At 71.8% G+C, this 13323-nt stretch carries 11 protein-coding genes and 2 tRNA genes; 4 read left to right on the top strand and 9 right to left on the bottom strand.

Features of this window, described 5'->3' with window-relative positions:
- Window positions 1-39 precede the first annotated feature (39 nt).
- Both ACZ4AA_RS20145 and ACZ4AA_RS20140 read left to right on the top strand, forming a co-directional pair.
- Window positions 40-633 carry a SigE family RNA polymerase sigma factor gene (locus tag ACZ4AA_RS20145; protein WP_467603575.1) on the top strand — a complete coding sequence of 198 codons (594 nt, stop codon included), beginning with the start codon at window positions 40-42 and terminating at the stop codon, window positions 631-633.
- A gap of 112 nt (window positions 634-745) precedes the next feature.
- The gene (locus ACZ4AA_RS20140) at window positions 746-2389 is read left to right on the top strand and encodes a long-chain fatty acid--CoA ligase (RefSeq protein ID WP_467604362.1); all 1644 of its coding nucleotides are present in this window, start codon (window positions 746-748) and stop codon (window positions 2387-2389) included.
- An 85-nt stretch (window positions 2390-2474) separates the two neighbouring features.
- On the opposite strand, the gene ACZ4AA_RS20135 is transcribed toward ACZ4AA_RS20140, so the two are convergent.
- Window positions 2475-6725, bottom strand: a complete 4251-nt coding sequence (locus ACZ4AA_RS20135) for a hybrid sensor histidine kinase/response regulator (protein WP_467603571.1) — start codon at window positions 6723-6725, stop codon at window positions 2475-2477.
- A gap of 245 nt (window positions 6726-6970) precedes the next feature.
- Window positions 6971-7585 (bottom strand): SSI family serine proteinase inhibitor, encoded by a 615-nt coding sequence (locus tag ACZ4AA_RS20130; RefSeq protein ID WP_467603566.1) that lies wholly within the window; start codon window positions 7583-7585, stop codon window positions 6971-6973.
- A gap of 156 nt (window positions 7586-7741) precedes the next feature.
- Between ACZ4AA_RS20130 and ACZ4AA_RS20125 the strand changes: the two genes are divergently transcribed.
- Window positions 7742-7832 (top strand) — tRNA-Ser (locus ACZ4AA_RS20125).
- Window positions 7833-8051: 219 nt separating this feature from the next.
- A tRNA-Arg gene (locus ACZ4AA_RS20120) sits at window positions 8052-8124 on the top strand.
- 116 nt (window positions 8125-8240) lie between these two features.
- On the opposite strand, the gene ACZ4AA_RS20115 is transcribed toward ACZ4AA_RS20120, so the two are convergent.
- The 7 genes from ACZ4AA_RS20115 to ACZ4AA_RS20085 all read right to left on the bottom strand — a co-directional run bounded on the left by ACZ4AA_RS20115 (window position 8241) and on the right by ACZ4AA_RS20085 (window position 12945).
- Complete coding sequence (locus ACZ4AA_RS20115; protein WP_467603561.1) at window positions 8241-9494, bottom strand: tyrosine-type recombinase/integrase; 1254 nt, start codon at window positions 9492-9494, stop codon at window positions 8241-8243.
- Window positions 9494-9691, bottom strand: coding sequence for a helix-turn-helix domain-containing protein (locus tag ACZ4AA_RS20110; RefSeq protein WP_467603557.1), 198 nt, complete (start codon window positions 9689-9691; stop codon window positions 9494-9496). The genes ACZ4AA_RS20115 and ACZ4AA_RS20110 overlap by 1 nt, the downstream gene beginning before the upstream one ends.
- 184 nt (window positions 9692-9875) lie before the next feature.
- Window positions 9876-11024 (bottom strand): DUF3631 domain-containing protein, encoded by a 1149-nt coding sequence (locus tag ACZ4AA_RS20105; RefSeq protein WP_467603553.1) that lies wholly within the window; start codon window positions 11022-11024, stop codon window positions 9876-9878.
- The gene (locus ACZ4AA_RS20100; protein ID WP_467603548.1) at window positions 11021-11362 is read right to left on the bottom strand and encodes a hypothetical protein; all 342 of its coding nucleotides are present in this window, start codon (window positions 11360-11362) and stop codon (window positions 11021-11023) included. The genes ACZ4AA_RS20105 and ACZ4AA_RS20100 overlap by 4 nt, the downstream gene beginning before the upstream one ends.
- Before the next feature lie 86 nt (window positions 11363-11448).
- On the bottom strand, window positions 11449-12351 hold the full coding sequence (locus ACZ4AA_RS20095; RefSeq protein WP_467603545.1) for a bifunctional DNA primase/polymerase: 903 nt from the start codon (window positions 12349-12351) through the stop codon (window positions 11449-11451).
- Entirely contained in the window at window positions 12348-12695 is a 348-nt protein-coding gene (locus ACZ4AA_RS20090; RefSeq protein WP_467603541.1) for a hypothetical protein, read from the bottom strand. The genes ACZ4AA_RS20095 and ACZ4AA_RS20090 overlap by 4 nt, the downstream gene beginning before the upstream one ends.
- Window positions 12696-12783: 88 nt before the next feature.
- Window positions 12784-12945, bottom strand: a complete 162-nt coding sequence (locus ACZ4AA_RS20085; RefSeq protein ID WP_467603538.1) for a hypothetical protein — start codon at window positions 12943-12945, stop codon at window positions 12784-12786.
- Between the last annotated feature and the right edge of the window lie 378 nt (window positions 12946-13323).

The following is a 13323-nucleotide window of genomic DNA, read 5'->3' as shown; positions in this document are numbered from 1 at the left end:
CCGATCCGCGGGAGGAGGGGGCGAACCTAGCGTGGAGCCATGACCACACTCGTCTGCACGAGCGCCTCGGACGCCGCCACCGGGGCGGCACGGACCCCGTCGTACCCGTCGTTCTCCTCGTACGTGAAGGCGCGCCGGCCGGTGCTGCTGCGGACCGCCCGGTCGCTCACCGCGGACCCGGGCGACGCGGAGGACCTGCTCCAGACGGCGCTGACGAAGACGTACGTCGCCTGGGACCGGATCGAGGACCACCGGGCGCTGGACGGCTATGTGCGGCGGGCGCTGCTCAACACGCGGACCTCGCAGTGGCGCAAGCGCAAGGTCGACGAGTTCGTCTGCGAGGAACTGCCGGAGCCCGAGGGGCTGCCCGCCGCCGACCCCGCCGAGCAGCAGGCGCTGCACGACGCGATGTGGCGGGCGATCACCAAGCTGCCGGCGCGGCAGCGGGCGATGGTGGTGCTGCGCTACTACGAGGACCTGAGCGAGGCCCGGACCGCCGAGATCCTCGGGGTCTCCGTGGGCACGGTCAAGTCCGCCGTCTCCCGCGCGCTGGGCAAACTGCGCGAGGACCCCGAGCTCATACCCGTACGCGGAGAAGGCCCCCGGCCGGTGTCCGGGCGTGTCCTGAGGTGATCGATCATTCCGGGGCCTAGTGACATACCACGCGGTATGTGCGCAGAATCAGCGGAACCCATCACTACCGCGTAGGCAATGTCGCCCCCGGGAGGACGCCGTGCTGAGCACGATGCAGGACGTACCGCTGACTGTGACCCGCATTCTGGAGCACGGGGCGCTGGTGCACGGACAGTCGCAGATCACGACCTGGACCGGCGAGGGCGAACCGCACCGCCGCAGCTTCCGTGAGGCCGGCCTGCGTGCGAACCAGCTGGCCCACGCCCTGCGCGACGACCTCGGGGTGACGGGCGACGAGCGGGTCGCGACCCTGATGTGGAACAACGCCGAGCACGTCGAGGCGTACTACGCGATCCCCTCCATGGGCGCCGTGCTGCACACCCTGAACCTGCGCCTCCCGGCCGAGCAGCTCGTCTTCATCGTCAACCACGCGGCCGACCGGGTGGTCATCGCCAACGGCTCGCTGCTTCCGCTGCTCGCGCCGCTCCTCCCCCAGCTGCCGACGCTGGAGCACGTGGTGGTCTCGGGTCCCGGTGACCGTTCGCTCCTCGACGGCACGGGCGTGCGGGTGCACGACTACGAGGAGCTCATCGCCGGCAAGCCGGCCGCCTACGACTGGCCGGAGATCGACGAGCGGCAGGCCGCGGCCATGTGCTACACCTCCGGCACCACCGGGGACCCCAAGGGCGTCGTCTACTCCCACCGTTCGATCTACCTGCACTCCATGCAGGTGAACATGGCCCAGTCCATGGGCCTCACGGACCAGGACACGACCCTCGTCGTGGTCCCGCAGTTCCACGTCAACGCCTGGGGCCTGCCGCACGCGACCTTCATGTCCGGCATCAACATGCTGATGCCGGACCGCTTCCTCCAGCCCGCGCCGCTCGCCGAGATGATCGAGAGCGAGCGGCCCACGCACGCCGCCGCCGTCCCGACCATCTGGCAGGGCCTGCTCGCCGAGCTGACCGCCAAGCCCCGTGACGTCTCCTCCCTCACCCAGGTGACGATCGGCGGCTCGGCCTGCCCGCCCTCGCTCATGGCCGCCTTCGACGACCTGGGCATGCGCGTCTGCCACGCCTGGGGCATGACCGAGACCTCGCCGCTCGGCACCATCGCCCGCCCGCCGGCCCACGCGGTGGGCACGGACGAGGAGTTCGCCTACCGCCTCACCCAGGGCCGCTTCCCGACGGGCGTCGAGGCCCGTCTCACCGGCCCCGGCGGCGAACGGCTCCCGTGGGACGGCGAGTCCGCGGGCGAGCTGGAGGTCCGCGGCCCGTGGATCGCCGGTGCCTACTACGGCGGCAACGACGGCGAACCGCTGCGCCCCGCCGACAAGTTCAGCGAGGACGGCTGGCTCAAGACCGGTGACGTCGGCACGATCAGCGCGGACGGCTTCCTGACCCTCACCGACCGCGCCAAGGACGTCATCAAGTCGGGCGGCGAGTGGATCTCCTCGGTCGACCTGGAGAACGCCCTCATGTCCCACCCGGACGTGACCGAGGCCGCGGTCGTCGCCGTCCCCGACGACAAGTGGGGCGAGCGCCCGCTGGCCACCGTCGTCCTGCGGGAGGGCTCGACGGCCGACTTCGCGTCGCTGCGCGCCTTCCTCGCCGACGAGGGCAAGATCGCCAAGTGGCAGCTTCCCGAGCGCTGGTCGATCGTCGAGGCCGTCCCGAAGACGAGCGTCGGCAAGTTCGACAAGAAGGTCATCCGCAAGAGGTACGCGGAGGGTGGCCTGGACGTGACCAAGCTCTGACGCGCCCACCTCACACGTGAGCCGGGAGGGACGCCCTGGGGCGTCCCTCCCGGCTCACGTGCCGCTCATGGCCTTGTGGCAGGCCCTAGTTGGTGCCGATGCGGGCCAGGAGCTCGACGATCCGCTCCTGGACCTCGTCGGTCGTCGAGCGTTCGGCGAGGAACAGCACCGACTCCCCCGCGGCCAGCCGCGGCAGTTCGGCCGTGTCGACGGCGGCGGTGTAGACGACCAGCGGCGTGCGGTTCAACTGCCCGTTCGCCCGCAGCCAGTCGACGATCCCGGCCTGGCGGCGCCGTACCTGCAACAGGTCCATCACCACGAGGTTCGGCCGCATCTGCGAGGCCAGCGTGACAGCGTCCTCGTCCGTCGAGGCGCGCGCGACCTGCATCCCGCGCCGCTCCAGGGTGGCCGTCAGCGCGAGCGCGATCTCCGCGTGCTCCTCGATGAGCAGCACGCGCGGCGGGTGCTGCTCGGAGTCGCGCGGCGCGAGCGCCTTCAGCAGGACGGCCGGGTCGGCCCCGTACGCCTCCTCGCGCGTCGCCTGTCCGAGCCCCGCCGTCACCAGGACGGGAACCTCGGCCGCGACGGCGGCCTGACGCAGCGACTGAAGTGCCGTGCGGGTGATCGGGCCGGTCAGCGGGTCGACGAACAGCGCGGCCGGGAACGCGGCGATCTGCGCGTCCACCTCCTCGCGCGAGTTCACGATGACCGGCCGGTAGCCGCGGTCGCTCAGCGCCTGCTGGGTGCTCGCGTCCGGCGCCGGCCACACGAGCAGCCGCCGCGGGTTGTCCAGGGGCTCCGGGGGCAGTTCGTCGTCCACGGGCCGCGGCTGCGGCGGGTCGGCGACCTCGACGGCACCGCCGGGACCGTCGAGCGGCTCGGGGCCCTCGGCGGCGTTCTCGTCCGGCGCCCCTATGGCGTAGGACCGTCCGGCGCCCTCGGTGGTGCCGGGCCGCCGGGGTCCGGCACCCGGCTGGGCACCTCCCGGAAGCGCGCGCGCCGCCGTCTCCGGACGGTCGCCGGCGGGCTCCGGCGGTGTGCCGAGCTTGCGGCGGCGTCCTCCGCCGTTGGTCGCGTGCGGGGGAGGCGTCGGGGCCTGGACACCGCCGCCCGGCTGGGCCGCCGCGACCTGGCGGGCGAACGGGACGCCCTGGCCGAGCGTGCGCACGCTTATGGCACGGCCCTGCGTCGCGTTGGGGTCGGCGGGCGCGGACGCGGGCGCCGCCTCGGCGGGCAGCGGCTGGGCGATCCGCGCGGCCGGGCGCTCCGGGGGGAGCGGGGCGGGAGCCGCCTGGGCGGCGGGGGCCGCCGGGAGCGCGGGCCGGGCCCCGGCCCCGGACGGCGCCGGGGCGTCGGCACCGGTGGTCGTGTTCGCGTCGGGCCAGGACCGGGCCGCCGGGGCGGCACCGGGCTGCGCGGCGGCGGGCAGGCCGGTGGGAACCGGCTGACCCGCGGCGCCGGCGGCCGGGGCGACCTGCGCGGGGAGCCCTGGCGGGGGCACCGCCGGAGATCCCTGCGGAAGCCCCTGCGCCGGAAGTCCCTGTGCCGGAACCGTCTGCCCGAGCGCGGGCACCGGCTGTCCGGGTACGGACTGTCCGGGTGCCGACTGAGCGGGCACGGACTGAGCGGGTACCGGCTGGCCGGGGGCGCCCTGGGCCGGGAGCGCCTGCCCGGGTGCGCCGGCCGCCGGTTCCGCGAGCTGGCGGGCGCGCCGGCGGCCCGTCGGGGCCGAGACCGGGTGCGGCTGCGGCGGGGTGTGGTCGTCCTCGGGGTCGTGCCGCATCGCGTCATGGCGGCCGTCGGCCTGCTGGGCCAGCGCGACCTGAGCCTGCACCTGAGCCTGCGCCGCCTGGGCCACCTGCGCCTGAGCGGCCTGGACCTGAGCGGCCTGGGCCTGTGCCGCATGCGCCTGGGCGGCCTGTGCCTGGGCCGCGGCCTGCACGTACTCCGGTGAGCGGTCCGCCTCCGCCGGAGGCAGCGCGAACACCGCACGGGCGCCCGTGTCCTGCGCGGCGGCGCGCTCGGCGGCCGCGGCGAGCGCACGACGGCGCCGCCCGGTCGGCCGGCCCGACTCGTCGGTGTCCTCGTCCTCGCCGGCACCCCGGTCGGGCGCCGAAGCGGCGGGCGCCGCGGGCAGCGCGTTCTGCTCACCGTCGCGGCGCGCGCGCCGCCCGGAGGGCACCGGTACGGGGACGCCCTGCGGAGGCACCGTCCCGCCGAGTCCCGAGCCCACGGCCGCGGTTCCCGCTCCGTGCTCGCCCGCCATCACGACCGCGCCCTCGGAGACCGCGTCCGAGGCGCCCTCGCTCGCGCCCTCAGCGGAGCTGGGCCGGCCGCGGCGCCGTCCGGTGCCGCCGGATCCGTCCTCGGTGCCCTCGCCTCGCTGGTCCTGCTCCTGCTGTTGTGCGGGAACCGCCTGCTCGCCCGTCCCCTGCTCCTCCGCCGCACGCCGGCGACGGCGCCCGGTGGGAGCGGTCGCGCCCGCCGCCTCCAGGGCCTGCGGACCGGTCTCCCCCGACTCCTCGCTCTCCAGGAAGGCGTCCGTGGAGGCCCGCCGGGCGCGGCGCCTGCCGCCGCTCTGCTGCGGGGCCTGCTGGAGGGCCTGCCGCGGGTCCTGTCCGGCCAGGGCGATCTCGGTGCCGACGGGCACCACGCTGCCGGGCGGAACCGCGCCCGCCCCGCCGCCGATGGGCACCTCCAGGACGTAGGCGCTGCCGCTCATCCCGGGCACCTCGTGCGTCTGGAGCACCCCGCCGTGCGCGCGCACGATCCCGCGCACGATCGGCTCGTGCACCGGGTCTCCCCCGGCGTAGGGTCCGCGCACCTCGATGCGGACGACCTCGCCGCGCTGCGCCGCGGCCACGACGACCGTGTTGTCCATGTAACCGCCCGCCGACACCGGCGCGTTGCCGGTCGCGTCGACTCCGGCGACGTCCGCGACGAGGTGGGCGAGGGCGCGCGCGAGACGCTGCGGGTCGACCTCGGCCTCGATGGGCGGGGCGTGCACGGCGAACTGCACGCGGCCGGGCCCGATCAGGTCGATGGCACCCTCGACACCGGCCGCGACCACGGCGTCGAGCATCACGTTCGTACGGAAGATCGTGTCGACGCCCGCGTCCAGCCGCTGGTAGCCGAGGACGTTGTCGACGAGCGTGGTGATGCGCGAGTAGCCGGCCGCGAGGTGGTGGAGCACCTGGTTGGCCTCCGGCCACAGCTGCCCCGCGTCGTCGGCGGCGAGCTTGGCGAGTTCGCCGCGCAGCTGGTCGAGGGGGCCGCGCAGGGAGTGGCCGAGGACGGCGAGCAGCTGATCGTGCCGGGCGGACAGCGCCTCGTAGCGGTCCTTCTCCCGCTCGCCGAGAGCCGCGTACCTCTCCTCGCCCGAGGCGAGTTCCTCCTCGTGCCCCTCGGTCAGCTCGGTGAGCTCTGCGGTGTGGTTCTCGCGCAGCTTCTCCAGCTCGGCGGTGTGCTCCTCGCCGAGCCGCTCCAGTTCCTCGGTGTGCCGGGTCTCGGCGGCTTCCTTCTCCTCGACCAGGGTGTCGTACGGCCGCCGGTCGGTGAAGGTCATGACGGCGCCGACGAGCTGGTCCCCGTCGCGCACCGGAGAGGTCGTCAGGTCGACGGGCACCTGGGCCCCGGACTTCGACCACAGCACCTGCCCGCGCACCCGGTGCTTGCGTCCGGAGCGCAGGGTGTCGGCCAGCGGCGACTCCGCGTAGGGGAACGGCTCGCCGTCCGCGCGCGAGTGCAGGATCAGGGTGTGCAGTTCCCTGCCGCCGAGGTCGCTGGCCCGGTATCCGAGGATCTGGGCGGCGGCGGGGTTGACGAGCACGACCCGCCCGTCGGTGTCCGTCCCGACGACACCCTCGGCCGCCGCGCGCAGGATCATCTCGGTCTGGCGCTGCGAGCGCGCGAGCTCGGCCTCGGTGTCGACGGTGCCCGAGAGGTCGCGTACGACGAGCATGAGCAGCTCGTCGGGGAGGGGGCCGTAGTTGTCGTAGGCCTGCTGGCCGCTCTCCAGGTTCGCGCTGGTGACCTCGACCGGGAACTCCGAGCCGTCGGTCCGCCGCGCGATCATCCGGGTCGGCTTGGTCCGCCCGCGCTCGTCGGTGCTGTCGGGGCGCCGCATGGAGCCGGGGATCAGCTTGGAGTCGAACTCGGGAAGCAGGTCGAGCAGCCCGCGGCCCACCAGGGCCGTGCCCGGGGTCTCGAAGGCCTCCAGGGCGATCGTGTTGGCGTTGACGACCGTCCCGTTGGCGTTGACCAGGACCAGCGCATCGGGCAGCGCGTCCAGTATGGCTGCGAGGCGAGCAGCGCCTCGGGATGGCCTGCTGCTCACGAGACGCTTCCTCCCTGTTACCGCACCTTGCCGACCGCGGGGGCCATCTTGCCAACCGGCCCGCAGCGTGTCACGCGAGGGAGTCTACGGGCAGAGGTTGCGCTCGCGATGCCGGATGAGAGGGAGGTCGCACACATATGAGAGGCAGAACCGGCGGAGAACCCGTGACCACGCACTTCACCGTACGGAACCGTGAGAGCACCGTGAGATCACCGTGACTTCGCCGTGTCCTCTTCGGATCCGCGCTATGGGCGGGTGCCGGGGAGAACGGGCATCAGGGCGTTCCAGCGCGAGATCTCGCATCCGTTCGAGCGGTCGTAGCGCGCGTCGACGGGGCGCCCCGCCCAGGTTCCGGTGACATGCGCGGTGGCCGGGCCCCCGTACTCCATCGTGCACAGGGCGTCCGGCGGCACCGGGGCGAAGGTGTCCTTGCCCCAGGTGGTCATGCGGTCCAGGCGGTCGCAGGCCTCCGCCGCGCGCGGATGTGTGCCGCCCGCGGGGTGGCAGTCCAGCTCGAACGTGCCGTCCGCGCCGCCGCCCGCCCCGGCGACGGTCACGGTCAGCCGGTCGGCGGAGTCCTCCGGACGGGCCGGCGGGGGCATGAGGGCCGGCAGGGCGAGTCCGTCCGGGGCGAGGGTCGGCGACGACGGCAGACCGGTGAACGAGGTGAACGCGGTGAGCCGGGCGAATTCGGTGAACGCGGTGCGGGCCGCGCCGGGGCTTGTGGGGGAGACCAGGGGGGCGGAGGCCATGCCGGGGGTGTCACCGGCGGTGGCGATGGTGGCGGCGGTGGCGCCGGGCACCCAGGAGAGCGCGGCGGTGGCGGACACGGTGGCGGTGAGGAGCAGTCGGCGCAGCATGCCCTGCCTAACGCGGGGCGGCCCTCCCGGTTGCGTACGGGCGGGGCTTTGCGGTGCGGCGTATCCGCCTAGTACCGTGGGGGGCGATTGGTGACACGGCGCTCGACTGTGTCATCATCTGCACGCACCACTCGCGCTCGCGTGAGGGGTTGTGCGGGAGGCGTCGCCTAGTCCGGTCTATGGCGCCGCACTGCTAATGCGGTTTGGGACTTCAATCCCATCGAGGGTTCAAATCCCTCCGCCTCCGCGCGAAGATCCGAAACCCCGGTCCATCTGGACCGGGGTTTCGGCGTTCCCGAGGTCCACGAGCCCTGCCGACCGCATCGCCCTGAAGCGCGTTTTCGCAGGTCACAAGGGGTGAGGGGAATGGATTTCACATGGCGGCGGCAGTCATGTAATGTTCTTCCTGTCGCCGCGAGCGGGGCAAAAGCCCGGGAAGCGAAGACAGCAGGAAACAACAGAACAAGCACTCGTAGCTTAACGGATAGAGCATCTGACTACGGATCAGAAGGTTGCAGGTTCGAATCCTGCCGAGTGCACACAGATCAAAGGCCCCGCCGGTTGAACCGGCGGGGCCTTTGACATCAGCGGGTGACATCAACGCGGCCCGCATCACCTACGTCGGCCGCACGGACGACTTCACTAGGGCACCCGACTACAAGATCTCCTCTTTGGGTTCGTCGCCCAACGCGTCGTCCATCCGATCCGCAGCCGCGCGCAGCGTCGTACTCATTACATGCGCGTAGGTGTCCAGCGTCATGGTGATCGTGCTGTGCCCCAGCGTCTCCATGATGGTCCGGGCATCGACTCCTTGAGCGAGCAGCAGGGACGCGCAGGTGTGCCGGAGGTCGTGGACACGGACCCGCCGCACCCGGGCATCACGGCACAGGATCGTGAGCATCCGGTTCAAGCCCCTCGGGTCCGTGACTCCACCGGTCGCCGTGGTGAAGACGAGCCCGGCCGGCTGGCTCGGTGTCGGCTTCCACTTCGGCCCAGCGACCTTGCGTTCCCGTTCCTGCTGCTCCCTGTGCTCGGCCAGGGCCTGCACGCATCGCTGAGGCACTGAGATCGTGCGTACAGAGCGCTTCGTCTTGGGCGTGCCGAAGATGAGTTCGCGCCGGATGCGCTGCACGTTGCGCCGAACCCGGAGCGTTCCCGTCGCAAGATCGATGTCCGACCACGTCACCGCCAAAGCCTCCCCCCGGCGTAAGCCCGTAGACACGAGCAACAGCCACAGGGCGTAGAGCCGGTGAGACTCGGCGACCTTGAGCAACATCCGCACCTCTGCCCGGTCCAGGGGACGAACCTCCTGAGGGGCGACGGTGGGCGTCTCCACGATCCGGGCGACGTTCCGCGCGATCAGCTCCTCGCGCATCGCCTGTTGAAGTGCAGACCTCAGCACTGCATGGATGTACTGGACCGTGCGGGCCGAGGGCCGGCGCTTGCAGCAACGCCCGACGGCACAGCAGACCTGCTTGTCCTCCGGTCGCTCGGCATCGGCGCCCCGCAGGCAGCAGAGGCACGCGCCCTTGAAGTCCGTCAGGAAGCGTCGTACGTCCGTGGGTGACAGCCGGTTGAGCCGCTTCTTGCCGAGGGCGGGGCGGATGTAGAGCCGGGACAGACCCTCATAGCTGTTGAGTGTCGCGGGCTTCAGTCGCTCCGGGGCGACAGCGGCCAACCAGTAGGTCAGGTAGTCCCCGAACGCCATCGTGGACGACGCGGCCGGGATGCCCTGCCGTGTCATCTCCTGCAACTCGGTCAGCTTGTCCGCGACTTCCTCGCGGGTCTTGCCGTAGACGAACTTCCGGGTCCGGGTCCCGTCAGGGCGGTAGACGTAGGCGGCTGCGTGGTAGCGACCGTCTTTGCGCTTGGTGATCGTTCCTTCGCCGTTGGCGCGGCGCTTGGCCATCAGGCGGCCTCCTCAAGGCGGTCCTGCATGTATCGGTGTACGGCGGCGACGGGCACGCGGCGGGCGCGACCCGCGGTGAAGCTTTCGAGCTGCTTAGAACGGAAGAGGTCGTAGACCTTGCTGCGGCTGAGGCGCAGCGCGTGCATGACCTCGGGAACCGTGAGTGCTTCAGGTGGGCCAGGGACAGCGGTGGGCACGACGAGCCTCCGGGTACGTGGCGGGGTCCTTGAAACCCCTTCACTGAGGTCCGCTACCTCCGCTACTGCGGCTACCTTGCAGGTCAGGTGGCCTGTCGGGGGTAGCGGAGCGGGTAGCGGTAGCGGCTAGGCGCGATCGGGTAGCGGCCCGCGGTGGTGCGGGCCGCTACCGGGTTTCTGCTGGTCAGACCGCGTTTTCGAGGTCAGGTAGCGGGAGTAGCGGACTTTCCGGGGGTGGGGGGCAGTAGCGGGCCCATGCGTCCCGGAGGTCTGAGGCGTAGTAGCCCTTGAGCACGCTGCCGCCGGTCTTGATGTTGCGGGAGCCGATGGGGTCTCCGTCGGCGGTGACGTACTCGCTGAGCATCTTGGACAGGCGCCGGTTGTCGAGCGGCCTGCCGTTGAGGTCAGCCCACGGGGCGTCGTCCAGGGCGTTGAGCCTGTCGAGGATGGCGACGGTGGGCAGGCGGTCGATGCCGTTCAGGACGTTATCGCGCAGGTCCGTCAGGAGCCGGATTCCGATGCTGCCCTTGTCATTGGCGCGCGAGGCTTTGACCAGAGCCACGCAGGCTTCGCGGGCCCGGCGGGGCCAGTCGCCCCCGGCGGCATCCGCAACCGCGATCAGGGGTTCCCAGACGTCTGCCGGGCGGTCGGTGATCCCTTCGGGGAGCGCAGGGAAGACGCCGGCGACCTGCTTCTCTACGGACTCGGCCCACTTGGCGAGCCGGTCGCGGATCTCGTTGCCCTCACGGACGTGAATGCGGGAGCGGAACGGCTCTGCCTTCTCGTTCCTGGCCCTGCGGCGCATGCGGATGATGATGGAGCGGGTCAGGATCGTGTCGGGCAGCGATCCGAGTCCGGCCACGGCAACGGCGCAGTACGAAGGGAAGCCCTGTACCTGTTGGTTGGAGCCGTCCCCCACGCACCGGTACACGGGGCGTCCGCGTGCGTGGCCTGCGTTGATGAAGCCGCGTAGCTGCTCGTTGTCCCCGGCTTTCGGGCCGAAGATGGTGTCGATCTCATCGAACAGGATCGTGGGCCGGCCGCCATCAAGGCCCGATACGGACCGGAACAGCGCCGCGGCCGATGCGTCCGCGGCAGCCATGGCGCGCGGCACGAGTGTCTCCACGACGTCCAGTGCGCGGGACTTACCCGATCCCGGTTCGGGGGACAGGAAGGCGAGTCGGGGGGTGGAGTCGAAGCAGTCGAGCAGGTGCGCGTGCCCGTCCCACAAGGTCACCGCGACGTAAGCGGCCTCCAGTGGGAAGACGTTGAAGCGGCGGTGGAAGGCTTCGACCTCGTCCAGCAGCGCGGCCCCGTCGATGGCGTCGGTCATGCGGCGGCCCTCCTTTCGGGCGGGGTCACGGGAGCTCCCGTGCAGACGGATTTGTGGTCGGCGTACTCGGCCGCGAGCGCGGCAGCGTCCTCAGCTCCGGTGGCCGTGCCGGTCTGCCCACAGGTGCAGGCGTAGGCGGCGTTCGGGGTGTCGCCGGGCTGTTTCCACCAGCGGGCCCCGTCGTAGTGGTGGCGGTAGACCGGTGGGGCGTAGATGCGGATACCGGGCTCATCCGGTGTCGGGTCGGGTGTGCTGTGGCGGGCCTGGTTGCTGCGGAACTTCTCAGAGCGAACAGCAGAAGGGACGCCCTTGCGGGCGGCGCCTTTCGGTTCGCCCACGGCCGGCCGCGGTTCCGTCGATTGGGCGGGGTGCCGGTGATTGGTGGGTTGGGGTTGGCCTTCCAGGTGGGAGGAGTTGCGGCCGGTCATGCTGCCTCCCGCGGTCGAGCGGTGCGGATGGAGCTGTTCAGGGCGCTTTGGATCGTGGTGCGGCACTCGGCCGCGGTGAGACCGGCCGACTCCCCCGCCGCCTGGAAGGCCTCCTCCACCACACGCCGGGGGAGGTCGCCCCACGCGACGAACCGCCCCACCTTGAACGCGCTGCGGTTGAGCACGGTGTTCCGGGTGCCATCCGCGGCGGCGGCGACCGCGGCGCATTCGGCTTCCAGCGCTGCCTGTGCCGCGCGGCTGCCATTCACGACTGGAAGCCTCAGCGGCCCCTGCGGAGCCTCCGGAGCGGCTGCCAGAGCCGCGTGCAACCAGTCCGGCAGCGGAGCAGGCTCACGGTCATCCAGGACCTCATACGTGCCGTGCGGGGTAACGCTGCTCGGGGCGACGACGTACCCACCCCACCCTCGGGTGTCGATCTTCTTCGCGAGCCGTCCGGCCGTGGAGTGCAGTCGGCTGTCGGGGGGTTGAGTGAAGTACAGGTGCTCCCCGCCGCGTGCGGTCCGCACCCGGTAGGTGTCGGGGGCGGCCTGTCCGGCGCGCTCGCAGAGCGCTGCAAAGGAAGTCGCGCCGTCAGGCGTTCCTTCCACGTCTGTGGGCTTGAGCGTGTCCAGGTCGATGACCAGCAGCCCGGACGGGCCGGTGGCAATTCCGACGTTGTACGGCTGCTGTGCCCAAGCGGCGGCGAGCAGGGCCGGGTGGGTGGTGGCACGTTGCTCGGGCGTCCTGTGCCCGTCCGTGCACCGCCCGGTGGCGGGACAGTGCTTTTCCGCGTGGCCGGCGGGCCGTTTGTCGCCGGGGCGGAGCGGGATGACGTGCCATCCGCGGTGTGCTGCATCTAAGGCCCTGGCGAGCAGGGCCCGGGTCGGGGCCGTGGTCACGCGGCGGCGCTCCCGTCCGACCACAGACTGAGGATGCGGTGGTTGTAGCCGTCCACGGCAGCGGTGAAGGCTTCGCGGTCGCCCGTACGCAGTGCGTCCAGCAGCGCGGCGGTCTGCGGGTTGGGTCCCGGGGGCTCGATGCCGTCCAGGTCGCGGGTGAGCGTGTGGAGCAGGGCCCACGTGAGGTACGGGTCCAGGGCCATGCGGTGCTCGATCAGGGTGAGCGGCGGGCCGACGATGAGCAGGGTCAGGACGGTGCTGCCGTCCGCGCGGGGCTCGGTGCGGACCATGGTCACCTGCTCGGTGCCCTCGGGCACTCGCGGGTGGTCCGTGCGATGGGTCATGCTGGGGTCTCCAGTTCCTTCGTTGGATGCTGGTTGGCAAGGGCGGCCCCGTGGCTTTGGCGAGACGCGGGGGCCGCCCTTGGCGTAGCTAGCGGTCGTTGGCGTGGGCGGCGGGGCCGGGACAAAGGGTGTCGGGGCAGTCGCAGCCGTTGCACTCGTTGCAGATGTCGCCGGAGCAGTGGTCACACAATTCGTGTCCGGAACAGCCGTGGTCGGCGCACTGGTCGCAGTACGGTTCGTTGTCGAGCACGCGGGTCCTCCCATGTATCAACAGGTGGCGTGGGTTGGGTTGTTGGAGCCTGGCTGGTGTCGTTTGGCGCTGTCGCCGCTAAAGGCGGCCATGTTGCGAAGGTGAACGCGCGGTATCTGTTGCGTTCGGGGTTGCTCCTGCTGTTGCGCTCTGTGTTGCGTTGGGGGTTGCGCTCACGGATTCGGCCATCGCGTGTTTCTGCTGGTGGCAGGCGTGCTGGAGCGTGGTCGGGGTGCTGACATCCCCTCTGCTGCCCCTTGCCCTTCGCTTTGGTGGAGGGAGTGAAGCGGTGGTGCGGGTGCGGGATGGCCTCGGGGATCGGGGCGGTCCCTCTCGCGTTGCGCGTCGGCCGAGGCCGCGCGCCGCGCCGCCGGATGG

The sequence above is a fragment of the Streptomyces sp. NPDC024698 genome (assembly GCF_055559015.1).
Note: the sequence above shows the minus strand (reverse complement) of the source record. Positions and strands in the feature narration are given on the sequence as shown.

Bases quoted from the DNA above. Each gene is read 5' to 3' on its own strand.
- ACZ4AA_RS20090 (WP_467603541.1), bottom strand. From the start codon at position 12,695: ATGACCCATCGCACGGACCACCCGCGAGTGCCCGAGGGCACCGAGCAG.
- ACZ4AA_RS20140 (WP_467604362.1), top strand. From the start codon at position 746: ATGCAGGACGTACCGCTGACTGTGACCCGCATTCTGGAGCACGGGGCG.
- ACZ4AA_RS20105 (WP_467603553.1), bottom strand. From the start codon at position 11,024: ATGACCGACGCCATCGACGGGGCCGCGCTGCTGGACGAGGTCGAAGCC.
- ACZ4AA_RS20130 (WP_467603566.1), bottom strand. From the start codon at position 7,585: ATGCTGCGCCGACTGCTCCTCACCGCCACCGTGTCCGCCACCGCCGCG.
- ACZ4AA_RS20115 (WP_467603561.1), bottom strand. From the start codon at position 9,494: ATGGCCAAGCGCCGCGCCAACGGCGAAGGAACGATCACCAAGCGCAAA.
- ACZ4AA_RS20145 (WP_467603575.1), top strand. From the start codon at position 40: ATGACCACACTCGTCTGCACGAGCGCCTCGGACGCCGCCACCGGGGCG.